Annotated in this window: 18 protein-coding genes; 9 read left to right on the plus strand and 9 right to left on the minus strand. The window is 50.7% G+C overall.

What is annotated here, in order from left to right; genetic code table 11:
* Nucleotides 1-37: 37 nt before the first annotated feature.
* From MP213Fo_RS12470 to MP213Fo_RS12490, 5 genes are all read left to right on the plus strand, one after another.
* Nucleotides 38-874: an outer membrane protein assembly factor BamD gene (locus tag MP213Fo_RS12470; protein ID WP_421091136.1), complete on the plus strand. Its 837-nt coding sequence runs from the start codon at nucleotides 38-40 to the stop codon at nucleotides 872-874.
* Between the two features lie 120 nt (nucleotides 875-994).
* Nucleotides 995-2,677, plus strand: a complete 1,683-nt coding sequence (gene recN, locus MP213Fo_RS12475; protein ID WP_421089308.1) for a DNA repair protein RecN — start codon at nucleotides 995-997, stop codon at nucleotides 2,675-2,677.
* 220 nt (nucleotides 2,678-2,897) lie between these two features.
* Nucleotides 2,898-5,051, plus strand: a complete 2,154-nt coding sequence (ligA, locus tag MP213Fo_RS12480) for an NAD-dependent DNA ligase LigA (RefSeq protein ID WP_421089309.1) — start codon at nucleotides 2,898-2,900, stop codon at nucleotides 5,049-5,051.
* Between the two features lie 167 nt (nucleotides 5,052-5,218).
* Nucleotides 5,219-6,016 carry an AzlC family ABC transporter permease gene (locus tag MP213Fo_RS12485; protein WP_421089310.1) on the plus strand — a complete coding sequence of 266 codons (798 nt, stop codon included), beginning with the start codon at nucleotides 5,219-5,221 and terminating at the stop codon, nucleotides 6,014-6,016.
* Entirely contained in the window at nucleotides 6,016-6,315 is a 300-nt protein-coding gene (locus MP213Fo_RS12490) for an AzlD family protein (RefSeq protein ID WP_421089311.1), read from the plus strand. The genes MP213Fo_RS12485 and MP213Fo_RS12490 overlap by 1 nt, the downstream gene beginning before the upstream one ends.
* A gap of 222 nt (nucleotides 6,316-6,537) precedes the next feature.
* Here the strand turns inward: MP213Fo_RS12490 and MP213Fo_RS12495 are convergent, their stop codons facing one another.
* The 4 genes from MP213Fo_RS12495 to MP213Fo_RS12510 form a co-directional block, all read right to left on the minus strand.
* Nucleotides 6,538-8,361 carry an aminopeptidase P family protein gene (locus tag MP213Fo_RS12495; RefSeq protein ID WP_421089312.1) on the minus strand — a complete coding sequence of 608 codons (1,824 nt, stop codon included), beginning with the start codon at nucleotides 8,359-8,361 and terminating at the stop codon, nucleotides 6,538-6,540.
* Nucleotides 8,362-8,403: 42 nt separating this feature from the next.
* Nucleotides 8,404-9,282 carry a 50S ribosomal protein L11 methyltransferase gene (locus MP213Fo_RS12500; protein ID WP_421089313.1) on the minus strand — a complete coding sequence of 293 codons (879 nt, stop codon included), beginning with the start codon at nucleotides 9,280-9,282 and terminating at the stop codon, nucleotides 8,404-8,406.
* A gap of 78 nt (nucleotides 9,283-9,360) precedes the next feature.
* Nucleotides 9,361-9,948, minus strand: coding sequence for an SCO family protein (locus MP213Fo_RS12505; RefSeq protein WP_421089314.1), 588 nt, complete (start codon nucleotides 9,946-9,948; stop codon nucleotides 9,361-9,363).
* A 12-nt stretch (nucleotides 9,949-9,960) separates the two neighbouring features.
* Nucleotides 9,961-10,122, minus strand: a complete 162-nt coding sequence (locus MP213Fo_RS12510; RefSeq protein WP_421089315.1) for a hypothetical protein — start codon at nucleotides 10,120-10,122, stop codon at nucleotides 9,961-9,963.
* Nucleotides 10,123-10,238: 116 nt separating this feature from the next.
* On the opposite strand from MP213Fo_RS12510, the gene MP213Fo_RS12515 reads away from it, so the two are divergent.
* From MP213Fo_RS12515 to MP213Fo_RS12525, 3 genes are all read left to right on the plus strand, one after another.
* Nucleotides 10,239-10,928: a DapH/DapD/GlmU-related protein gene (locus MP213Fo_RS12515; protein ID WP_421089316.1), complete on the plus strand. Its 690-nt coding sequence runs from the start codon at nucleotides 10,239-10,241 to the stop codon at nucleotides 10,926-10,928.
* Nucleotides 10,925-11,428 carry a CreA family protein gene (locus MP213Fo_RS12520; RefSeq protein ID WP_421089317.1) on the plus strand — a complete coding sequence of 168 codons (504 nt, stop codon included), beginning with the start codon at nucleotides 10,925-10,927 and terminating at the stop codon, nucleotides 11,426-11,428. The genes MP213Fo_RS12515 and MP213Fo_RS12520 overlap by 4 nt, the downstream gene beginning before the upstream one ends.
* Nucleotides 11,429-11,563: 135 nt before the next feature.
* Nucleotides 11,564-12,928 (plus strand): Nramp family divalent metal transporter, encoded by a 1,365-nt coding sequence (locus tag MP213Fo_RS12525; RefSeq protein WP_421089318.1) that lies wholly within the window; start codon nucleotides 11,564-11,566, stop codon nucleotides 12,926-12,928.
* A 56-nt stretch (nucleotides 12,929-12,984) separates the two neighbouring features.
* Here the strand turns inward: MP213Fo_RS12525 and MP213Fo_RS12530 are convergent, their stop codons facing one another.
* The 3 genes from MP213Fo_RS12530 to MP213Fo_RS12540 form a co-directional block, all read right to left on the minus strand.
* A complete protein-coding gene (locus MP213Fo_RS12530) occupies nucleotides 12,985-14,361 on the minus strand; it encodes a dicarboxylate/amino acid:cation symporter (protein ID WP_421089319.1) in 1,377 nt (458 codons plus the stop codon).
* A gap of 186 nt (nucleotides 14,362-14,547) precedes the next feature.
* On the minus strand, nucleotides 14,548-17,118 hold the full coding sequence (locus MP213Fo_RS12535) for a UvrD-helicase domain-containing protein (RefSeq protein ID WP_421089320.1): 2,571 nt from the start codon (nucleotides 17,116-17,118) through the stop codon (nucleotides 14,548-14,550).
* Nucleotides 17,119-17,174: 56 nt separating this feature from the next.
* On the minus strand, nucleotides 17,175-18,251 hold the full coding sequence (locus MP213Fo_RS12540; protein ID WP_421089321.1) for a serine/threonine protein kinase: 1,077 nt from the start codon (nucleotides 18,249-18,251) through the stop codon (nucleotides 17,175-17,177).
* Nucleotides 18,252-18,554: 303 nt separating this feature from the next.
* Here MP213Fo_RS12540 and MP213Fo_RS12545 point away from each other — a divergent pair, with 303 nt between their 5' ends.
* A complete protein-coding gene (locus MP213Fo_RS12545; protein WP_421089322.1) occupies nucleotides 18,555-22,403 on the plus strand; it encodes an AsmA family protein in 3,849 nt (1,282 codons plus the stop codon).
* A 236-nt stretch (nucleotides 22,404-22,639) separates the two neighbouring features.
* On the opposite strand, the gene MP213Fo_RS12550 is transcribed toward MP213Fo_RS12545, so the two are convergent.
* A complete protein-coding gene (locus MP213Fo_RS12550; RefSeq protein WP_421089323.1) occupies nucleotides 22,640-22,906 on the minus strand; it encodes a ribbon-helix-helix domain-containing protein in 267 nt (88 codons plus the stop codon).
* On the minus strand, nucleotides 22,903-23,127 hold the full coding sequence (locus tag MP213Fo_RS12555; RefSeq protein WP_421089324.1) for a DUF4169 family protein: 225 nt from the start codon (nucleotides 23,125-23,127) through the stop codon (nucleotides 22,903-22,905). The genes MP213Fo_RS12550 and MP213Fo_RS12555 overlap by 4 nt, the downstream gene beginning before the upstream one ends.
* Nucleotides 23,128-23,164 lie beyond the last annotated feature (37 nt).

Here is a 23,164-nt window from a genome sequence, read left to right on the forward strand (position 1 = left end):
CCGTAATACGGATGCTGAGGGTTCTCAAATTCGTAAAATGACAAGGCTGGCACTGGCGGCTAGTGGTGTTATGCTGACTGTGGCACTCGCAGGTTGTGCATCGGGTGATAAAGATGTTGACCTGAGCAAATATGTTGAGAGCATTGATCCTGCTGACAAGCTCTATAATGAAGGTCTTGCCAATCTTGAGGCCGGCCGTTTGGCTGAAGCCTCTAAAAAGTTTGCGGCAATTGATCGCCAACATCCTTATACGGAATATGCGCGTAAATCGCTGGTTATGGCTGCATTCACCAATTACCGTCAGGGTAATTATGAAGAAGCCATTTCAATGGCCAAGCGCTATAACACGCTTTATCCTACATCAAATGAATCTGCTTATGCTTATTACATTATCGGCTTGAGCTATTTCCGCCAGATTCCGGATGTTACGCGTGATCAGGCAGCAAGCCGCCGTGCGATTTCTGCGATGCAGGAAGTGATCGATCGCTTCCCTAAATCCGAATATGTTGAAGATGCCAAAACCAAAATCCGTTTTGCCCGCGATCAGCTTGCCGGCAAGGATATGCAGGTTGGCCGCTACTACCTTGAGCGCAAGGAATATCTGGGTGCCATCAAGCGCTTCCGCAATGTGGTAGAGGAATATTCCAATACCCGTCAGGTGGAAGAAGCTCTGGCGCGTCTGGTTGAAGCCTATTATGCACTGGGTCTGGTTTCTGAAGCGCAGACTGCAGCCGCAGTGCTGGGCAAGAACTTCCCGGACAGCCAGTGGTATAAGGATTCTTACAAGCTGCTGCAGGGCGGTGGTTTGCAGCCGCGTGAAAACACAGGCTCGTGGCTTTCAAAGGCCTCTTCGCTGATTACCGGCGGTGCCTGACTAAAAAAGAGTGCGGGGCGTAATGCTGATTATTGCTGTTCGCCCTGCCTTTTGTTGTTTAACCGCATTTATATGACATAAAATGTGCCCGTTTTACTGTAAAATGCATTAAAGGCAGCCATGCTTTCGCAACTGTCGATCCGCGATATTGTTCTGATCGAAAAACTCGATATCGAGTTTCAGGAGGGCTTGTCTGTACTTACGGGTGAGACAGGCGCCGGTAAATCTATTCTGCTTGACAGTTTGTCTTTAGCGCTGGGTGCCAGAGGTGATGCATCACTGGTGCGCCATGGTGCAGCGCAAGGGCAGGTGATTGCGGTATTTGATGTTGGCATCAATCATCCGGCACGCCAGTTTCTCAAAAATAATGAAATCAATGATGACGGCGATATTATTCTGCGCCGTTTGCAAAATAGTGATGGTCGCTCAAAGGTTTTCATCAATGATCAAGCTGCCAGTGTTGGCTTGTTGCGCGAGCTTGGCAAGTTTTTGGTTGAGATACATGGCCAGCATGATGACCGCGCGCTGATTGATACTGATTTACATCGCACATTACTTGATGCATTTGGCGGGCTGGATAATCAGGCCTTGCAGCTACGCCATGTGTATAAACAATGGCGCGATAGCGAAACAGCATTGGTAAAACACCGCGCCAAGGTTGAGGCTGCAGCGCGTGAGGCTGATTATCTGCGTGCATCAGCCGATGAATTAGCCAAGCTTGACCCGCAAGAGGATGAAGAAGACGAGCTGGCTGAAAAGCGCAGCCTGATGATGAAATCCGAGAAAATTGCATCTGATGTCAGTGAAGCTAATGATCTGTTGTCCGGCCATGAATCGCCGGTGCCGACGCTGGCTGCATTGGTGCGCCGCCTTGAGCGCAAAATGCCGGAAGCGCCGCATTTATTGGAGCCGGTGATTAAGGCGATTGACGAGGCTTTGAACCGTTTGGGCGATGCGCAAAGCGGCATTGATTTTGCCATGCGTGAGATTGATTTTGATCCGCGTGTACTCGAAGTGGTTGAAGAGCGTTTGTTTGCCTTGCGTGCAGCTTCGCGTAAATATTCTGTGCCAGTGGCTAATCTCGCAGCATTACGCGACAAGATGGATGCTGATTTGCATGATCTTGATGCGGGTGCGGAAAAGCTTGGTCTGCTGGAAAAGCAGGCGCAGGAAAATCGTGTTATTTATGATGCTGCAGCGCTGGCATTGTCATCCGAGCGCATTAAAATTGCACAAAGCCTGACACAGGCAGTGATGCAGGAATTGCCGGCTTTGAAGCTGGAGCGTGCAGAGTTTATCGTCAATATTGAGACAAATGCGGATAATCGCAGTAGCGATGGTATTGATATTGTTGAATATTGGGTGCGTACTAATCCGGGAACACGCGCAGGGCCAATGATGAAAGTGGCCTCGGGCGGTGAGTTATCGCGCTTTTTGCTGGCACTTAAAGTGGCGCTTGCTGATCGCGGCTCAGCGCCGACACTGGTTTTTGACGAGATTGATACAGGTGTTGGCGGCGCGGTTGCTGATGCGATAGGTCAGCGTCTGGCGCGGTTATCTGCCAATGTACAGGTGTTATCGGTTACCCATGCGCCGCAGGTTGCAGCGCGTGCGACCACGCATTTTCTGATTGCTAAAGCACAAGGCGATAGCGATCAGATGCGCACATCGATCCGTACGATGGAAGTGAATGAACGGCAGGAAGAAATTGCCCGTATGCTGGCCGGTGCCAGTGTAACCGATGAGGCTCGCGCTGCCGCCGAGCGTTTGCTGCGCGAAAACGGTGCATTAGAGAGTTCTTAATTTTAGAGCAGTCTCAGAAAAAATGGGAACCGGTTTTCCTGCTTCAATAAAAAGGAAAACGCTCTGGTTACAACATTGAAAACTCTCTGTTGGGCATGATGTAACGCGTATTTTAAGCTTAAATGCGTTTCACTTTTTCGGAATGCGCACTAACTGCTTAAATCAGCTTTTTGCGCGCGGGTTTTTGGTATAGTCAGTTTCTAAACGGAGACGAGTGACTATGACTGAAATCAGTGTTGAAAGTTTAAGCGAAGAACAGGCTATTGCTGAGCTTGAACATTTGGCAAAAATCATTGCCGAGCATGATTTCCGTTATAACACACAAGATGCCCCAACAATATCTGATGCAGATTATGATGCACTGCGCCGCCGTAATCAGGGCATTGAGCAGCGTTTTCCCAAACTGATCCGAGATGATTCGCCATCTTTAAAAGTGGGCGCCGCGGTCTCTGAAAAGTTTTCCAAAATTACACATACTGTGCCGATGCTGTCGCTGGATAATGCTTTCAGCGATGAGGATGTCGGCGAGTTTGTTGGCCGTATCTACCGGTTTCTAAAATTATTTCCGGGCTCACCACTGGGTATAACCGCCGAGCCTAAAATTGACGGTTTATCGCTTTCACTGCGCTACGAGCAGGGGCGTCTGGTGAGTGCAGCCACGCGCGGCGATGGCACGACTGGTGAAAATGTTACCAACAATGCCCGCACCATTGCCGATATTCCGCAAGTGCTGCACGGAACTGTGCCGGATGTGCTGGAAGTGCGCGGCGAGGTCTATATGAGCCATATGGATTTTGCGGCATTGAACGCCAAGCAGCTGGAAGACGGCAAAGCGGTTTTCGCCAATCCGCGTAATGCAGCTGCCGGGTCACTGCGTCAATTGGATAGTAAGATTACAGCAAGCCGAGTTTTGCGGTTTTTTGCCTATGCATGGGGCGAGGTGAGTGAACTGCCTGCCTCTAGCCAAATGGGCATGGTTGAGAAGTTTAAATCTTATGGCTTTACCATCAACCCGTTGATGCGACGCTTTGAGAGCGTGCCGGAGCTGGTTGCCCATTACCATATGATTGAAGAGCAGCGGGCTTTGCTCGGTTATGATATTGATGGTGTGGTTTATAAAGTTGATGATCTGGCATTGCAGCAGCGTCTTGGCTTTATCTCGCGCAGTCCGCGCTGGGCGATAGCGCATAAATTCCCGGCTGAGCGTGCTTTCACAGTGTTGAATGGTATTGATATTCAGGTTGGTCGTACCGGTGCTTTAACGCCGGTTGCACGGCTGGAGCCGATCACTGTGGGTGGTGTGGTGGTTACCAATGCCACGCTGCATAATGAAGATTATATTCTGGGGCGTGATCAAAAAGGTAATGTTTTGCGCGACGGGCGCGATATTCGTGTTGGCGATACGGTGATTATTCAGCGTGCCGGTGATGTGATCCCGCAAATTGTGGATATTGTGCCGGATAAGCGACCTGCAAGCAGTGTGGCTTATGAATTCCCGCGTCTTTGCCCTGTTTGCGGAAGCCATACGGTGCGTGAAGAGGGCGAGGCTGTGCGCCGCTGTACCGGTGGCCTTGTTTGCTCGGCGCAGGCCGTGGAGCGTATCCGCCATTTCGTTTCGCGCAATGCTTTTGACATTGAGGGGCTGGGCGAAAAGCAGGTCGAGTTTTTCTTCAATGCCGAAGATGAAAGTTTAAAAATCCGCACACCAGCTGATATTTTTACGTTGGAAAAACGACAGGCGGCATCTGCCTTCAAAAAGCTGGAAAATATTGACGGTTTTGGTGCCACCTCGGTTCGCAAGCTCTATGCCGCGATTAATGAGCGCCGCGAGATTAGCCTGAGCCGGTTTTTATTCGGGCTCGGCATTCGCCATGTCGGGGAAGTGAACGCGAAAAAACTCGCACGGGCATTTGGCTCTTATGAACGATTTTCACAAACAGCGCTGGCTGCATTGGTACCGCAGGATAAAGGCAGCAAAGGCAATGAAGCATGGCGCACATTAATCGATGTGGAAGGTATTGGTACGATTGTGGCCGAGGCTATCGTCGATTTTTATCAGGAGCCGCATAATATTGAAGTGCTGAATGCTTTGCTGACAGAGGTTAAGCCGCTTGATGAGGTGCATGAGGTGGTGAGCGGTTCGCCGGTTGCCGGTAAAACCATTGTGTTTACCGGCTCATTGGTGCGGATGTCGCGGGATGAAGCGAAGGCTATGGCCGAGCGCTATGGTGCAAAAACGGCAGGATCAGTTTCTAAAAAGACAGATCTGGTGGTTGCAGGGCCGGGGGCAGGATCCAAGCTCGCTAAAGCCACTGAGTTTAATATTGAAGTGATTGACGAGGATGCGTGGTTCACCCTTGTCGGCGCGGATTAATATTTAAACAGTGCCTTGATGCTGTTCACGGCACTGTAGCTTGATTGCTTTTACGCATCAGCCTATGCATAACCAGCAGAGGTAACAGGATTGTTTTTCTGTTTTAGTTCATCCTCAGATAATTGATGCAGCAACAGGCTGTATTCTTACAAATACTGGTAATGATAATGGATGGATGTAATCCAAATGGATTGTCGCAGGATAGTGCCTGCGCAGTGCCCAGCAATGTGGCTTTGTTTTTAGATGGTTGTAAGCGTGCCATACCTGTAACGCTGGCAAGTGCGCCATTCGGGTTGCTGTTTGGTGTGGTTGCGGTTGATAACGGCTTTAACGTGTGGGAATCAGTGCTGATGAGCGCGGCAGTTTTTGCCGGTGCCAGCCAGTTGGTTGGTATGGAGCTGTTTGGCCACCATGTCGCGCCATGGCTGATCCTGCTATCTATCTTTGCCGTGAATTTCCGACATGTTCTTTATTCGGCAGGCACCGGGCGGCTGATCAGGCATTTCACGCCTTTACAGCAGATTGTGTCCTTTTTCTTTCTCACCGATGTGCAATATGCCGAGACTGAAAAACGCTCCGAGCAGAAATTACCGGTGAATTTTGTCTGGTATATGGGGCTGGCTCTGCCGCTCTATTTGATGTGGGTGTTTGAAGCATATCTCGGTGCTACATTTGGCGGCATGATCGGTGATCCGAAGGCAATCGGGCTGGATATGCTGCTGCCGATTTACTTTCTCGGTCTGGTGATGGGCTTTCGTTCGCGCACCAACTGGCTGCCGATTGTGCTGGCAAGCTCGGTCACATCAGTGGCAGCATTTTTTCTGATCGGCTCGCCATGGCATGTGAGTATTGGTGCTATTGGCGGTATTGCGGTGGCAGTGCTGATTGCCAAACCTGCAAGCGGGCGTGAAACAGTGATTACGCTGGACGATGTTGTGGTTAAAAAGCCTGAGGAAGTACTGTGATGTCATCAACAATCTGGATTATTTTTGGTGCCGCAGTTCTGACTTATCTGACCCGCATTGGCGGCCACCTGATCCTCTCACAATTTGCACGGGTGCATTACCGTGTTGAGGCAGGGTTGAATGCGGTTCCTGCGGCAGTTTTAACCACATTGGTGGCGCCTTCTGCCTTCAATGCAGGCTGGAAAGAGTTTGTTACCTTGGCGGTCTGTACATTGGTAGCATTCCGTATCGGGCTTATTCCGCTGTGTATTTTCGGCGGGCTGCTGATCGTTGTGTTGCGTGCTTATGTGCCATATTGAGACAAACAAGTAACAACAAAAAAAGCCGGCGATTATGCCGGCTTTTTTATTTATTCAGAGCATATTTAGCGCATTTCACTATCAAGTTGAATCAACTCGATAGATATGACAATGCGAAAAAGCTAAAATCTAGAGCGAGCGCTGCGATCCAACCTGAACGTTACCCGCTCTAGACGAACGTTAAGCGGTTTTCTAAATATGCGTAAACATAGAAACAGAGAGTTAAAGCACTTCCGTGGCTTCTATAAGCCAATTACGCTCTTCGTCCGAGCAATGTGGCAGCAATTTATCGCGTGTCTGCGCATGATAATCATTCAGCCATGACAGTTCGTCTTGATTGAGCAGGCTGATATCAATCAGCTTGCGGTCAATCGGGCAGAAGGTCAGGGTTTCAAAACTATGCATGGCAATGTCGCCGCCATCCACCATTTGCGGCTCATTGACAGCAATCAGATTTTCAATACGGATACCGAATTTGCCCGGACGGTAATAGCCCGGCTCATTAGAGATGATCATACCGGTTTTCAGCTCATGGGCTCCGCGTTTGGAAATGCTTTGTGGCCCTTCATGTACGGCAAGATACGAGCCGACGCCATGGCCGGTGCCATGTGCATAATCAAAGCCGTGCTGCCATAAGGCGGCGCGGGCAAAGGCATCAATATCCTGACCACGGGTACCAACCGGAAACCGCAGCCGCGACAATGCGATCATGCCTTTCAGCACCAGTGTAAAGGTTTTCTTCTCAATATCCGAGGCTTTGCCAATGGCAACTGTACGGGTAATATCAGTGGTTCCGTCACGATATTGAGCGCCGGAATCAATGAGATATAGTTCACCGTCATTAAGCGTGCGATTGGTGTCGGTATTCACGCGGTAGTGAATGACTGCACCATCCGGACCTGCGCCGGAAATACTGTCAAAAGACAGGTCTGCAAGCGGCATTTGGAACATTTCACCCACTGTGGTGCGGCTTGCTTCAAGCTGCTTGGCGGCGCTGATTTCATCCACACTGCCGGCAGGCTGGCTGCTCAGCCATGTGAAAAATTTGACCATTGCGACGCCGTCACGTTCATGGGCGGCGCGTGAACCATCAAGCTCTGTATTGTTTTTAAGCGCACGCGGCAGGCGGGCAGGGTCGGTGCCTTCAATTACGGTGCCGTCATTTTCAGTAATCAGCATTTGCAGCTTTTCAGCGGCCAGGGCCGGATCAAGCATAAAGCTTGCACCCTTCGCCGCCAGATCAGTTAATGTGCTTTCCATAAGGTTGGGGGCAACAATGCGGCTAAGCTGGGTCAGATAGGCTTCGGTTTCAATCGGCAATTTACGTTTGTCGATAAACAGAATGTGCTCGCCATTGGCAGCAATCAGTGCAAAGCTCAAAGGCAGCGGGGTATTGCTGACATCGCGGCCGCGGATATTAAAAGCCCATGCAACTGATGACGGATCGGTGAGAATGGTAGCGCTTGCACCACACTCTGCTACGGCATCACGCAAAGAATTGAGCTTTTCACGCGGGGCAATACCTGCATATTGCAGCGGCTGAATGGAAACAGGCTCCAGAGGTGCCGCAGGTTGGTCAGTCCAGATCAGATCAACGAGATTGTCTTGAACCGGCACCAGCTTGCCACCTTGTGCCTCAAGGGCAGCCTTCAGTGCGCGGGCCTCATTGATCGTATGCAGCCATGGGTCAAAACCGATCACCAGGCCTTTGCCATTCTGTTCAAGCCAGCGGGCAGGCGGGTTATCAACCAGGTTTTCAACCTCGAAAACCGCGGGATCCGTCTGGGTGCGTACCTGCAAAGTATAGCGCCCGTCCACAAATACATAGGCTTTGGTTTTAAGGACCAGAGCTGCGCCGGCAGAACCGGTAAAACCGGTAAGCCAGCCAAGACGCTGCGCGCGCAGTGGCACATATTCGCCCTGATGTTCATCGGCACGCGGCACCAGAAAACCGTCAAGATGCAGGCGGCTCAGCTCCTCACGCAATTTGGCAACACGGGGCGCGCCGGTTGCCGGATTGCTGCTGACTTCAAAGTTTTGAAACATGAGATACTGATCCTGCAACTTGTCAAATAACGGTGATTATAATCAGAGCTTTGGCTTGAGGTGAAGAGCTACCCAGCTTTCTTTGTAAATTGTTTTATGATGCTCCAGACCAACGCTATCATAAGCCGCCAAAACGCTGTCGCGCTGGGTTGCCAGAATGCCGGAAAGGATCAACGAGCCATTATCTTTAATATGGGCGCGCATTTCAGCTGCCATTTCAATCAGCGGATTAGCAAGAATATTGGCTACGATCAGATCAAAAGGCGCACGTGCCTGCATCTCTGCATCTTCAAAACCGGTGGCGGTAAGGGTTGTAACCCAGTCTGCCGCACCATTTTTAACAACATTTTCCTGCGCCACTTCTACGGCAACCGGATCAATATCGGTGGCGAGCACCGGAACCGGGCGCAGTTTGGCAACCGCAATGGCCAGCACCGCGCTGCCGGTGCCAAGATCGAGAACATTTTTCGGTTCTTCGGCGGCCACAATCTCTTCAATCATTTCAAGGCAGCTTGCGGTTGTGCCGTGGTGGCCGGTGCCAAAAGCCTGACCGGCATCAATTTCAATGCCGATATCGCCTTGTTGCAGTTTGTCGCGGTCATGGGAGCCGTGAACAAAGAAGCGTCCGGCCCGCACCGGCTTCAGGCCGGCGAGCGAATGCAGCACCCAGTCAATGTCCGGCAGTTCTTCAACACCAATATCTTGCGGTGCCAGATCAAGCGCTGCGGCCATACGCAAAAGCGCTTCATCCGCAGCTTGTTTGTCTTCGGTGTAAAGCGAAATTTCGAAAATCTGCGCGTCTTCGTCAATTTCGGTATTGGCCAGCGGCAGGCCGTCTTCTTCAAATACCGGCTCCAGCAGATCGAAAATATGTTCGGCCTGATTTTTATCCCGTGTCAGGTATAAGCGGTACTGTGCCATGATGGTTCTCTGAGCTGGAGTTATAAAAAAACCCGCTTAACATAAAGCGGGTTTGATTGGGAGAGGCTATAGACCGGATTAACCGGCTGCCAAACGTTTGAGCTTGGAAATTGCGGTTTCTGCCGGTTCGCCAAAGGCGATTGTGGAGCGCAGACGGCCGTTTTTATCCAGCAGCAAAATGGAGGCTGTATGATCCATGGTGTAATTGTCACCATCTTCATCAACTTTTTTGGCATAGATATTGTAGGATTTGAGCATTGCGGCAATGTCTTTGCTATCGCCGGTAATACCGGTGATGCGGTCTGAAACATTGGTGATATATTTCTGAATATATTCAGGCGTATCACGCTCAGGATCAACGGTAACCATATAACCGCGGATTGCTTCACCCTCAGGGCCAAGCTGTTTCAGCCAGCCGTCAAGCTCAAACAAAGTGGTCGGGCATACAACCGGGCAATGCGTATAGCCGAAAAACACAGCAGACGGGTTGCCGCGCAGCGACTGATCGGTAATCTCTTTGCCATCCATGGCAACAAGTTTGAAAGTGCCACCATAGGGGCTCTCTTCGCCCGATGCCATTTGTTTGTCGCGGTAAGCCTGAAAGCCGACAATACCAATAGTGAAGGCTGCTACAAACAGCACGAGAATCGGAAGATATTTACGCATGAATTTAAATCCTCAGAAGCACCAGGAAATACCGTCCATGAGCACTGTCATGAATATGGTGTCGCTGTAATTCATCCAGCCGGCAAACAAAGCGCCTGCGGCCAGAGCAGAGATCAGCACTGTGCCGGTAATCCAGAGCAATTTTCTGTTATCTTGTCTGTCAGCTGTCGTCATAATGATGTTATAGCGCTCTCTGCTGCATTTGGCAAAGGTTGTAAGGCCAGTTTCAGCAACTTTATTGAAGTTTCAGAAAATTGTGAAATTAAAGTGCTATCGGGAAACAAAACGCAATGACTGATCAGGACGTGCATTATTCGCGGGATATACAGCCGAAGATTCACCCGAGCTCACAGCTGAAATCCGTAAAGCTCGGCCATTATACCGAGATTGGTGAGCGGGTTATTCTGCGTGATGTGAAGATTGGCAATTTTACTTATATGGAGCGTAACGGCGAGGGCATTTATGCCGAGATTGGTTCGTTCTGCTCTATAGCCTCCAATGTCCGTATCAATGCGCTTGAACACCCTATGCAGCGTTTAACGATGCATAAAATGACCTATCGCCCCAATGAATATTTTCGCAATATCGGCGTGGATATGGATTATCGTGCCTATCGCTCTGCCAAAAGGGTAACGATCGGCAATGATGTGTGGATCGGGCATGGCGCAGTGATTATGCCGGGCGTGAGTATTGGTACCGGTGCGGTTATTGGTGCCAATGCAGTGGTAACCAAGGACGTGCCTGCCTATATGATTGCTGCGGGCGTTCCTGCCAAGGTTTTACGGGCACGTTTTGATGGCAAAACAATTGAGCGTTTGCTGCAATGTGCATGGTGGGATTGGCCGGTGGCACTGATTTACAAAGCCATGCCGGATATTCAGGCTATGGAGATCAATGCATTTCTGGACAAGTGGCAGCCAATGGCTGAAGCTGACATGACCGTTACGGGTGACATAACACAGCAGGAACAGGGTCAATGAAACATTGTTTTACGATAATCTTTTTAAGTATAATTATAGCTCTCACCAGTTTGTCTGCAACACGGCTGGCGCAGGCTGAAGAAATTGGCAAGGTTGGAGTGGACTGGCTTGGCAATGATATTGTGATTGATGCTGTGACTGACCCCAAAGTACAGGGTGTGACCTGCCATATGGCCTCATTCTCACGCGGGATGATTGACCGGTTGCAAAAAGGTAACTGGTTTGAAGATCCGTCCAATGCTTCAATTTCCTGCGAGCAGACAGGGCCGATTACAATCGGTAACATCAAACTTGGTAAAGGTGGTGAGCGGGTATTTTCCGAGCGCACCAGTCTGATCTGGAAAAAACTGGTGATCACCCGTATTTATGACCAGAAGAATAACACCCTGATTTATCTTGCCCACGCTTCTCAGGTGCAGGACGGTTCAGCCAAGACCTCGCTTTCCACTGTGCCGCTCTATCGTGGTGATGTGATGTGGGAAAAAGGTAAACCGCAATAAACATTTGTATTAGAAAGTGATCATGCCGGTTTTCGAACCGGCATTTTTTTTAATTCTTTTTCTTGACGTACAGGTCAAAGACGCGCTCTATTTGCAAATGAGTTTCATTTGTATCTGATTTGAGCGAAGACCTTTATGAAGAAGAATGATTTTTCAATTGCGGAAAATGCTCCGCTTAACGATGGCTGGCGCCGTGAGCAGAGTGCTAAATCTCTGGCGGAAGTTCATGGATCAATTGCGGTTCCCCAACATGGCACACGTTGGAGAAAGCTGGTTGCATTTGCTGGGCCCGGCTATTTGGTTGCGGTGGGGTATATGGATCCGGGCAACTGGGCCACGTCGATTGCCGGTGGTTCACGCTTTGGCTATACGCTGCTGGTGGTGGCGCTGGTCTCTAATATTATGGCAGTGCTGCTGCAATCACTGTGCACAAGACTGGCGGTGGCCACAGGCCGTGATTTGGCACAAGCCTGTCGCGATGCATATTCCCCGTTTACGGCATGGTTTCTATGGGTCGCGGCGGAGATTGCTATTTGCGCTACCGATCTTGCCGAGGTGATCGGTACGGCAATTGCGCTTAATCTGCTATTTGGAATGCCGCTGGAGCTCGGTGTTATTCTCACCGCGCTTGATGTGTTTGTGGTTCTGTATATGCAGAGCAAGGGCTTCCGCTGGGTTGAGGCCTATGTGGTGGTGTTGCTTGGTATTATTGCTGTGTGTTTTTTCATGCAAATTGTGCTGGCAGACCCTGATTGGGGTGCCGTGGTACGCGGATTTGCGCCGACAACCGAGATCGTGACCAATCCGGAAATGTTGTATTTATCGCTCGGGATCATCGGGGCGACGGTGATGCCGCACAATCTCTATTTGCATTCCGGCATTATTCAAACGCGAAATTATGGCAATTCTCTTCAGGAAAAACGCGAAGCAATCAGCTATTCAACGTGGGATTCTACCATTGCTCTCACGCTGGCGCTGGCAATCAATGCTTCCATTCTTATTCTGGCGGCGGCTACCTTTCATAAGGTTGGCCGTACCGATGTGGTGGAAATTGAACAGGCTGAAGCCCTGTTAACGCCTTTGCTTGGCAGCGCTATGGCGCCGATTTTGTTTGGCGTGGCGCTGCTGTGTTCGGGGCTTAACTCAACCGTTACCGCAACAATGGCCGGTCAGATCGTGATGGAAGGGTTCATTAATTTTCGTATTCAGCCGTGGCTGCGCCGGTTGATTACCCGTGGGCTGGCTATTGTTCCGACAATTATTGTGACTCTGATTTATGGTGATAAAGGAACGGCGAATCTGCTGATCCTCAGTCAGGTCGTGTTGAGCCTGCAATTGCCATTTGCCATTATTCCATTGATTATGTTTACGGCAGACCGCAAAAAAATGGGTGTGTTGCGCTCGCCTTTATGGCTCACAGCCATGGCATGGCTGGTGGCGATTGTTGTGATCGCGCTCAATCTGAAGCTGATTTATGATGTGGCAACAGGGGCTGGCTGATTAGGCTGTAGAACAGATAATAAGCCGGATTGCTCCGGCTTATTATTGTTTATGATTTAAGCAGCGGAAGTGTGCGGGCTTAAATGTGTGGGATCTATAGCATCTATATTCTTGTCGCTATTATAGATCGCCTCATCAAGAATACCTTCGCGCTTGGCAACAATGGTCGGGATCAGCGATTGTCCGGCCACGTTAACCGCAGTACGCCCCATATCCAAAATCGGGTCGATTGCCAGCAACAGCCCCACACCTTCAAGCGGCAGACCGAGTGTGGACAAAGTGAGCGTGAGCATCACCACCGCACCGGTGAGACCGGCGGTGGCTGCAGAACCCAGAACCGACACAAAGGCAATCAGCACATATTCCTGCATACCGAGCGGAATCTGAAAATATTGCGCAATGAAAATTGCTGAAATAGCCGGATAGATTGCTGCACAGCCATCCATTTTAGTTGTGGCGCCGAGTGGTACCGCAAAGGCTGCATATTCCCGTGGTACACCCAGATTGCGCTCGGTCACGGCTTCGGTAACCGGCAATGTGCCGATGGATGAGCGGGATACAAATGCCAGCTGGATAGCAGGCCATGCACCGGCGAAAAAACGCGATGGTTTGAGCCCGTGCATGATCAGCACCAGCGGATAAACCACAAACAATACCAGAGCCAGACCGATATAAACCGCAGCTGCATACCAGCTGAGCTGGATCAGGGTTTCCCAGCCATATTGGGCTACGGCACGGCCAAGAAGGCCGATCGTCCCAAGCGGGGTGAGGCGGATAACCCACCACAGAATTTTACGCACCACCACCAGAAGTGACTGGTTGAAGACTAGAAACGGTTTGGCAGCGTCACCAGCCTTGAGCGCGGCAATACCAAAAGCAATGGCAACGACCAAAATCTGCAGCACGTTGAAGTTAAGCGACGTCGTGGCCGAGCCATTGTTAATTCTGGTGCCGGCTTCAAGGCCGAGCATATTGGCAGGCACAAGACCTTTAAGAAAATCAAGCCATGAGCCGGAAGCCGCAGGTGCTTTGGCTGTTTCAGCAAGCACTGCAGAGCCGATGCCGGGCTGAATGATCAGGCCGAGCGCAATACCGATCAGCACTGCAATAAAGGATGTGATGGCGAACCACAGCAAGGTCTGCCAGACCAGCTTGGCAGCATTGTTAATAGCAGCCAGATTGGCAATAGAGGCAACAATGGCGGTGAACACCAGCGGCGGCACCAGTGCACGCAGCATCTGCACAAAAATTGTACCGATGGTTTGCAAGGTTACTGAAAGCCAGTTGGCATTGCCGGCTGCATCGGGGCCCATATTGCGGGCAATGAGACCGAGAATAAGACCGATAACCATTGCCGCAAGAACCTGAAAGCCGAATGAGCGGTAGAATGGTTTGGTCTGCGGAGAAGCTGTTTTCTTCAAAACGTCAGACATGATTTTTCTTTCAAACACATTAAGCGAAGGGCAAGTTTGCGCCTTCGCTTGTTAATTTGCAATTTATAGAAAAACATATGTCCAGTTAAGCGGTTATATACTGCTTAATCTAATGTAACTATTGTTTAATACTGAAGTTTGACTTCAAATTAGAATTTCATTCTAATTTGCAGCTTTAGAAGTTTTTCATGCTCTTTGAATAAAGCTGTCGAGGACACGTTTTTGTCCGGCATGGTCAAAGTCGATGGTCAGCTTGTTGCCATCAATCGATGCGACATTGCCGTTGCCAAATTTCATATGGAACACACGGTCACCGATCGTAAAATCAGACGGTTTGGTGGATACAGATTTAGCCACCAGCTCGCCGTCAATCACCTTACCCTTGACCGAGCCGCGACCGGCACCAAAACCGGAATCTGCCTCACCATAACCGATCCGCTCCACATTGGCACCGGAACGTGAGCCCCAATTGGTGCGTGTGGCCTCCGAGCGGTTGGCTTGCGCACGCTGCCAGCCCGGTGTCGAATAGGAATTGGCAAAAGGATCGCCGCGCCCGACATTGTCGAAACGCGACTGGCCGTAGCCGCCGCCATAGGAGCTGTCAGCTTCAGCAATGTCCACATGTTCTTCCGGCAATTCATCGAGAAAGCGGGAAGGGATGGTTGTTTGCCACATGCCGTGAATGCGGCGGTTGGAAACGAACCAGATATGCAGGTTTTTCTTGGCCCGTGTCAGGCCGACATAGGCAAGACGACGCTCTTCCTCAAGGCCGGAGCGGCCACCTTCATCAAGTGCGCGCTGATGCGGAAACAGACCTTCTTCCCAGCCGGGTAAAAATACCGTCTGAAACTCAAGCCCTTTGGCCGAATGCAGGGTCATAATATTAACCGCATCCAGATTTTCGTTTTTCTCGGTATCCATGACCAGAGCCACATGCTCCAAAAAGCCACGCAGGCTTTCATAGTCTTCCATGGAGCGGATCAGTTCTTTAAGGTTTTCCAGCCGTCCCGGTGCTTCAGCCGAGCGGTCATTCTGCCACATTGTGGTATAGCCGGATTCATCAAGGATCATCTCGGCCAGTTCCGTATGTGGTTTGCTGTCGAGCAGACCTTGCCAGCGCCGGAAATTTTCGACCACTTCACGAAGTGCCGAACGGGCTTTGGGCTTCAGCTCTTCTGTCGTAACCAGATCACCGGCGGCTTGCAACATGGAGATATTGCGGGCGCGGGCATAGTCATGCACCAGACGCAGGCTTGCTTCCCCCAGCCCGCGTTTTGGCGTATTAACGATGCGCTCAAACGCCATGCCGTCTTGCGGATTGGCGACGACGCGGAAATAGGCCATTGCATCGCGGATTTCCAGACGCTCATAAAAGCGTGGCCCACCGATAACACGGTAATTAAGACCAAGGGTGACGAAACGGTCTTCAAACTCGCGCATCTGGAACGAGGCGCGCACCAGAATAGCTATATTATTGAGCAAGTGTCCTTGCCTCTGGATCTGCTCGATTTCCTCACCCACCGCGCGGGCTTCTTCTTCCGAATCCCAAGAGGCATGCACCTGCACTTTTTGGTCATCATCTGCGGCGGCTTGTGCCAGCAATGTTTTGCCAAAACGGCCTTCATTATGTGCAATCAAAAATGATGCGGCGCCCAGAATATGTGGTGTGGAGCGGTAATTGCGCTCAAGCCTGATAATTTTAGCGCCCGGAAAATCCTTGTCGAAACGCAGAATATTATCAACCTCAGCACCACGCCAGCCATAAATCGACTGGTCATCATCACCAACACAACAGATATTAATCTGCTGCTTTGGCGTGCTACCAGTGTCGTTGCTATCACGAGTGCGCTCCGCAGGGTTATTACCGGTGCGCTGAGCTAAAAGGCGCAGCCACATATATTGCGCAGTGTTGGTATCCTGATACTCATCCACCAGAATATAGCGGAATTTTGAATGATATTCGCGCAGGATATCCGGATAATTGCGAAAAATCCGGATCGGATGCAGCAGCAGATCACCAAAATCACAGGCATTCAGTGTTTTCAGCCGCTCCTGATAAGCGTGGTATAGTTCACGGCCTTTACCATTGGCAAAAGCACGGGCATCACCTTCAGAAATATCGGACGGGCCATAGCCTTTGTTTTTCCAGCCATCGATCATCATGGAGAAGGAGCGCGGTGTCCAGCGCTTGTCATCCAGACCTTCGGCTTGAATCAGCTGCTTGAGCAGGCGTATAACATCGTCAGTATCGAGGATGGTAAAATCTGATTTCAAGCCTGCCATTTCGGCATGGCGACGCAGAATTTTAACGCCGATCGAGTGGAAAGTGCCGAGCCATGGCATGCCTTCAACCGCTCCGCCGAGCAGATGGCCAATACGCTCTTTCATTTCACGTGCGGCTTTGTTGGTAAATGTAACTGCCAGAATCTGGCTCGGATAGGCCAGCCCTTGCTGCACAATATGGGCAATACGGGTGGTTAAAACGCGTGTTTTACCTGTACCAGCACCGGCCAGAACCAAAACAGGCCCTTCAGTGGTTTCAACTGCAAGCCGCTGCTCGGGGTTGAGCCCGTCAAGATAGGCAGGCACACCGCGCTGCTGATTACGAGCCTGCATTGCGCGTGCAGCAATACCACCCTGACCACCTTGCGGTTTATTTGCCGCAGGTGCTGGTTCGTTTGGCTCCCCGAAGAAGGGGATATCATCTGGAAAATCGGACATGGTTTCGAATGTAATGATTCTTAAGCGAAACGCCATAGAGCGGAACAAATAAAGTACTGAGAGCGGATATGATCAGCATATCCGCTCGCGGCCTATTCCATTTGTGTGATACGGCGATCCGTGAAATTGAGCCGGTGTGCGGCCAGCGCCTCTACGAGCGGGCGCATTTCCGGTTCACGCTGCAGCAGGTCATCCAGCTCTGTCATCTGGTTCATGGCCACAAGATGCAGGATGTCTTCGCGGATAGTGCCATCTGCACGGCGCGGTAAATGCGCAACGGGCTGGATAAGCTCAACCTTGTAACCTTTAAGGCGTGCACGCAGTGATTTTTCATCGGCATTCAGTGTTTCAACAAAGGCATAAATTCCCACACCTTTGGCTGGCAGAGAATAAAGGCTCAATGACACATCTTTAACGCGCGGATCAGATTTGAGCGCGGCAACAATTGCCGCACCTTCATTATCAATGCGGTCGCCGGTGCCTTCGCCATCAGACCAGTTGAAAATGGTGCGGGTGACAAAATTATAGACCTGTTTGCCGGTGGCCAGCCAGATGCGTGATGGCAGCGAGCGCCGCGCCAAGATGCGCTTTTCGGTTGGTGTCATCAGCTCCGGCGCAAAATTGCGCTTCTGCTTGATGAGATGGCGAAAGTCTTCATAGGCCATCAGGCGGTAATAGGCGCCGCGGCGGCGATGTACAGAGGCCAGCTGAAAATCAATCACAGCGGCTTCACCCTCAGGGGTCATCAGCCAGTTTTGTGGTTTCTGCAAATCATTATGGGTTACGCCCATGCGGCGCATATCCCGTAAAATGCGGTGTGCTGTCAGATACCATTCGCGATTAGCAGGGCGAGCTAGGTGCAGCGGGGTGCCTTCTGTCCATGTGCGGAACAGGCCATGCTTATCGATCGCCAGCAATTGCGGCGTCCCCTTAATACCACGCACTTTTTTCAGACCACGGATTTCACGGCGTGCCAGCCACCATGCCAGCGGACTTGACCACCATGGTGCAGCACTGACAACGCGGCGGATAATACGGGTTTCCGGTGCACCGGCAAAATAACCGGCGCGGGTTTCCGAGAATATATCCCGTTTGAAAACAGCAGTCTCATAGAAATCCGGAATGGTTTCCATGAGCTGGGATTTGGTCTCGGAAGCTGAATAATTCATGATAATGTCACAGAGATTAAGTCAATTCGGTTTTGCGGCATCAGCGCCATGAAGGAAATATTGCAAGGCAATAAATTGGTGTAACCGTTCGCTCCCGACTGATCAAGTGTTGGGAGGAGAATTGACTGGGTGTTTGAGCAAAGCATTTGTTGCTGAATAGGTGTGTAAACGCGGTATGACAGTGAAATGACCTTGTTGTAGCAGGATAGCTGCCTTTATGGTGCAGCATATCATGTGATTCATGTTAATTCTGGCTGTCCGACAGCCGGTTAATTATGGCTGTTAGCCAGCCGGAGTGAGAATTTGGGACGATTGTTCGTTATTATCGGCGGTTTGCTAGTGCTGGTGCTGACCTTGGCGCTGGTGGTGCCTCCTTTTATTGACTGGACAAGCTATCGTGACCGGTTCGAGCATGAAGCCAGCCGGATATTAGGCCGTGCTGTGCATGTGAATGGTACGGCCAGTGCCCGCCTATTGCCGTTTCCCTCTGTGACTTTTTCTGACGTGGTTGTGGACGGTACTGAAGGACAAAGCGCTCTGACCATGGATAAGTTTTCTATGGATGCCGAGCTGTTGCCATTTCTGCGTGGACAGATACTGATTTTTGATATGCGTATGGAGCAGCCGCATCTGTTTGCTGGGCTGGATGAACAAGGGCGACTGAATTGGGATATGCCGGCCAATGCTGATCTGACAGGCGCGCAGGTGCGGCTGGAAAAGCTGACGCTGCGTGACGGCAAGGTCAGCCTGCAGGATCAGGCGAGTGGTAAAAGCCAACAGTTACAAAATATCAACGCCACTTTATCGGCGGATAATCTGGCAGGGCCTTGGCGCATAAACGGCCATATGCAGGCTGAAGGACAGCCGCTTAACTTTGACATCAGTACCGGTGAAAAAAAGCCTGACAGCCCGCTCAAGTTGCGGGTGCGTTTATTGCCGGATAATCTTGCCGTTTCAATTGAGACAGAAGGCGAAGTGCGCGTTGATGATGGCAGGCCGGTTTATAAAGGCCAGTTCGGATTTCTGACCCTGACAGGTGATGAAAGTAAAAAACAACGTACTGAAGCTGAAAAACAGGCGCAGCTCACGCTGGATAAATTACGGCTGACCGGTCAGTTTGAAGCGCAAAACAGCGGATTCAATATTACTGAATTCCGTATGGAGCAGGGCGAGGCCGATGCTCCATATGTGATTAATGGTAAAGCGCAGCTTGATCTGGGCGATAATCCGCATTTTATGATTAGCGCAGATGGTCAGCAGGTTTATCTGGACGGTATCAAGCCGGATATCAGCGTGAAGAATGCCAAACCTGTCGCAGATCAGCCGATCTTATCTTCTGGTGAAAAGCTTAAACTTTTTCAAACGCTTATTGAGCGAATTCCGGTGCCGGATATACCGGGTAGTGTTGATCTGCGCTTACCGGCGATTGTTGCCAGCGGCACCACTATCCGCTCGGTGATTATTCGTGCCGAGCCGGATAAAGGTGCCTGGAATATCAGCCAGTTACAGGCTGATTTGCCCGGACGCACACAAGTTGAAGCCAAAGGCAGATTAAAGCTCGGCGAAGCGTTCGGGTTTCAGGGCAGTTTCCTGTTAGCCTCCCGCCAGCCAGCAGGCTTTGCCGCATGGCTCGCAGGTGATAAAAATACCGGTGCGTTTGCGCAGCTGCCGGCGGCAGGATTTTCGGGCAAAATCAACCTCAATAATGATGTGCAGCGGGTTGATGATCTGGAGATTGTTCTGGGCGAGACAATTCTCAACGGGCAGTTCGAGCGCTCAGGTGGTGAAAAACGCGCAGCCTCATCGGTTCTCAATATTGCGGGCAAGGCGCTTGATGCGCAAACATTGCAGCTCTTGAGCAATATATTTGTGCGTGATGGTGACCTTTCCGGTTTGGTTGGTGAAAATCTCACAGTTAATCTCAAAGCGGGACCAGTAAAATTTGCCGACCTCGAGGCAGAGCAACTGGATACTGCATTTCGTCTGAATGGCGGCAAGCTGGACATTGACCGCTTGCTGATCAGCGGGCTCGAAGGCGCTACGGTTTCAGCCACTGGTTCATTGCGTCCGTTTGACCGTTCGGTGAATGCAACGCTGGATGCAACGGTACTGGCAGATGATCTGGAGCCGGTGCTGCGAAAATTAAATCAGGCTTTTCCGCATGAGCCGCTGCTTTCGGCGCTCTCTGGCAGGGCAAGTGCTTATCCGGATTTGTTTGGTGGTACCAAGCTCGATCTGATTTTTAATGCCGTTAACCTGTTCGCCGATGGTGATAAAGCGGAGGGATCAGAAGCCCCAGAGACGGTAACCAAGGCTGAAACTAAAAATGATACGGCACGTACAGGTCGTTTAAAGGCGGGCAAAGAGCCGAGTAATGCCGAAAAACCTGATGTTGCTGAATTGTCTTTCAGCCTGAACGGGCAAACAGGAGCGTTGATTTTATCGGTTGCCGGATCCTCCAAAGGAACGCTCACAGGCGCTGAACCAATGCAACTATCGCTGACGGCCAATGCCAAGGCGGCTTCAGGCGAGGCGGCTTTGGCTTTGCTCGGGCTGCCTGTTGTGCCGCTCGGCCTGATGGGTGAAGCTGAGGTTAATTTGCAGGCACAAGGCGCACCGGTTGCTGGTATGAAAGCGACTTTAGAGATCAGCGGTGATGATGGTGATGCGCGCCTGAATGGGGTGATTACACTGAGTGGTGACGAGCTGACCGCCAGCGGGCATGCACAGTTAAAAAGCGATGATCTTGAGCCGTTTTTGGCAACGACAGGCTATGCTCTGCCTTTAGGGCGTGGATTTGGCAGCGGTTTACCTGCGGATATTGCCAGTGATTTTCAATTTGGTAAAAATATTGTGCGTTTGCCCAATCTGAAAGGTCAGCTTGATGGGCAGGCCGTGAGTGCACAGCTGGACGGATCGCTGAGTGATCAATCTGTAGCGCAGTTGCGCGGCGAAATTCAGCTGCAGCAATTTGATCTGACTGCACTGTTTGCGGCAATGACCGGCTTGCCGGCTTCAGAGATTGAAAGCGCGGATGGCACAAATTGGTCCGGTAATAAATTCGCCCTCAGAACCAGTCTGCCAATGGGGCTGGATCTCAAACTCAGCGCGGCGCAGGCTGCCTTGAATGATACGCAAGCAGTGACTGATTTTAGTGCGCGCATGGTCAAAAATGATCAGCATTTGCAGATCAGCGATCTTGCAGGGCAATGGGCAAATGGCAAATTGTCTGGCAAAGTAGAGTTGAATAATGCCCGAAGCACGGTGCTTACCAATGGCGAGCTGCGTTTGTCCGGGGCAAATCTGGCGACGCTTTACAGGCCTGAAAATACCACCCCGCCTCTTGCAGGTGAGGGAGATATTAAGCTCAACTTTACCGGTAGTGGTAAATCTATGGCCGGTCTGGTGCAGTCTCTTGCCGGTGAGGGTGCGGTAACGCTTGATCAGTTGCGAATTGCAGGACTGGATCCTGCGGTTATGCCGGAAATTTTAAATAAGTCAGACGTGCTTTCCGATGAAGCTGAGATGCAGACTGAGCCGAAGCAAACCGAAGCTCAGCGGTTGGAGCTTGCTAAACTGCTGACACAGGGCGGTGCGCTTAGCATTACGAAAATGCAGGCCGCACTGACACTGGCTGGCGGTATTATTCGTGCACCAGCGGTTAAAATACAGAATGAACAGGCGCAGTTGCAGGCTGATTTGCAACTTGATCTCAATTATTTAATGCTGAGTGGCAATGGTGCTTTGGAAATGACATTGTCAGCCGCAGAGCGCAATGATGTAGCGCCGCAATTGCAGTTTGCGCTTTCCGGTACCTGGGGCGAGCCTAAGGTAAAATTTGACTATCAGCCAATGGTACAGTTTTTGACCCAGCGCGGTTTACTACGTGAGCAAATGCGTGTGGAGGCTGCACAGGCGCTGATAATTGAAAAGCAGCGCCTGAAACGCGAAGCTGATTATTATGCCGCTAAAATCGCAGAGCGCAAACGCCAGCAGATCGCGGCTGAAGCGGAGCTGAGAAAACGCGCGCAGGAGGCTGCTGATACGGAGCGCCGGTTGCGCGAACAGGAATTACGACAAGGCCAAAACAGTGGTTTACCCGATATCAAGCCAAGCCTTGACGAGTTTTTGCAGACCTTGCCTGCAGATTGAGTTGTTGAGAGCGCTTATCGATAAAGTTGTTTGAACTTGATCGATATAACAATGCGATAAAGCTAAAATCTAGAGCATTTCACTATCAAGTTGTTTGAACTTGATAGATATGACAATGCGATAAAGCTAAAATCTAGAGTTAGTGCTGCGATCCAAGCTGAACGTTATCCGCTCTAAGTTATTGTTTTTACGCATTATCGTGGCCGCCCAATGATTCCATTGGACTACGAAATGCTCTAGCGCTGGCTCAAGAGCCAATCCAGCGCATAGAGCCGCAGGCTGGATGAGAGATTGCTTGTGCGGTGGCGCTGGTCATCAATCATGGCAATTAAGGAAGCCAGCGACTGGTCATTTTGTACGGCAATATTGACGATGATGTCATAAAATGCATCTTCCAGCGAAAAGCTGGTAGCGTGGCCATGTAATGTGATTGAGTGCTTGCGTAAATTGGGTTTACTGCGCGCAGCCGTGCTGAGCAGCGGTTTCGCAGGTTGGCTTATCATGAGATATCTGAATCCTCTGTGCCATCGTTACTACGCAGCTTTGGGCGCGGTTCCAAACGGTTCAGATCCAGAAAGTTCTCACTGGTTTTGGATTGGTTTTTAGCGAAGGCCTTTTCGGTTTTCGTACGACCGAAAAGCAGGCGATTGGCATCAGCCTGCTGCTGCTGTTCTGAGCGTGTTTTGCGCTTTTTGAACTGTTTGAGATTGATAATGTCACTCATGACCATATTCTCAAATTAAAATCGCTCCGGTGCAATA

It is taken from the genome of Pseudochrobactrum mosebachae (genome assembly GCF_048914685.1).
Taxonomy (GTDB): Bacteria; Pseudomonadota; Alphaproteobacteria; order Rhizobiales; family Rhizobiaceae; genus Pseudochrobactrum.

What these genes read in the sequence shown, in the direction of transcription:
- MP213Fo_RS12550 (WP_421089323.1), bottom strand. Translation starts at nt 22,906, where the DNA reads ATGATAAGCCAACCTGCGAAACCGCTGCTCAGCACGGCTGCGCGCAGT.
- MP213Fo_RS12525 (WP_421089318.1), top strand. Translation starts at nt 11,564, where the DNA reads ATGAAGAAGAATGATTTTTCAATTGCGGAAAATGCTCCGCTTAACGAT.
- MP213Fo_RS12515 (WP_421089316.1), top strand. Translation starts at nt 10,239, where the DNA reads ATGACTGATCAGGACGTGCATTATTCGCGGGATATACAGCCGAAGATT.
- MP213Fo_RS12530 (WP_421089319.1), bottom strand. Translation starts at nt 14,361, where the DNA reads ATGTCTGACGTTTTGAAGAAAACAGCTTCTCCGCAGACCAAACCATTC.
- MP213Fo_RS12470 (WP_421091136.1), top strand. Translation starts at nt 38, where the DNA reads ATGACAAGGCTGGCACTGGCGGCTAGTGGTGTTATGCTGACTGTGGCA.
- recN (WP_421089308.1), top strand. Translation starts at nt 995, where the DNA reads ATGCTTTCGCAACTGTCGATCCGCGATATTGTTCTGATCGAAAAACTC.
- ligA (WP_421089309.1), top strand. Translation starts at nt 2,898, where the DNA reads ATGACTGAAATCAGTGTTGAAAGTTTAAGCGAAGAACAGGCTATTGCT.
- MP213Fo_RS12510 (WP_421089315.1), bottom strand. Translation starts at nt 10,122, where the DNA reads ATGACGACAGCTGACAGACAAGATAACAGAAAATTGCTCTGGATTACC.
- MP213Fo_RS12540 (WP_421089321.1), bottom strand. Translation starts at nt 18,251, where the DNA reads ATGAATTATTCAGCTTCCGAGACCAAATCCCAGCTCATGGAAACCATT.
- MP213Fo_RS12555 (WP_421089324.1), bottom strand. Translation starts at nt 23,127, where the DNA reads ATGAGTGACATTATCAATCTCAAACAGTTCAAAAAGCGCAAAACACGC.
- MP213Fo_RS12485 (WP_421089310.1), top strand. Translation starts at nt 5,219, where the DNA reads ATGGATGGATGTAATCCAAATGGATTGTCGCAGGATAGTGCCTGCGCA.
- MP213Fo_RS12505 (WP_421089314.1), bottom strand. Translation starts at nt 9,948, where the DNA reads ATGCGTAAATATCTTCCGATTCTCGTGCTGTTTGTAGCAGCCTTCACT.
- MP213Fo_RS12500 (WP_421089313.1), bottom strand. Translation starts at nt 9,282, where the DNA reads ATGGCACAGTACCGCTTATACCTGACACGGGATAAAAATCAGGCCGAA.
- MP213Fo_RS12495 (WP_421089312.1), bottom strand. Translation starts at nt 8,361, where the DNA reads ATGTTTCAAAACTTTGAAGTCAGCAGCAATCCGGCAACCGGCGCGCCC.
- MP213Fo_RS12520 (WP_421089317.1), top strand. Translation starts at nt 10,925, where the DNA reads ATGAAACATTGTTTTACGATAATCTTTTTAAGTATAATTATAGCTCTC.
- MP213Fo_RS12490 (WP_421089311.1), top strand. Translation starts at nt 6,016, where the DNA reads ATGTCATCAACAATCTGGATTATTTTTGGTGCCGCAGTTCTGACTTAT.
- MP213Fo_RS12535 (WP_421089320.1), bottom strand. Translation starts at nt 17,118, where the DNA reads ATGGCGTTTCGCTTAAGAATCATTACATTCGAAACCATGTCCGATTTT.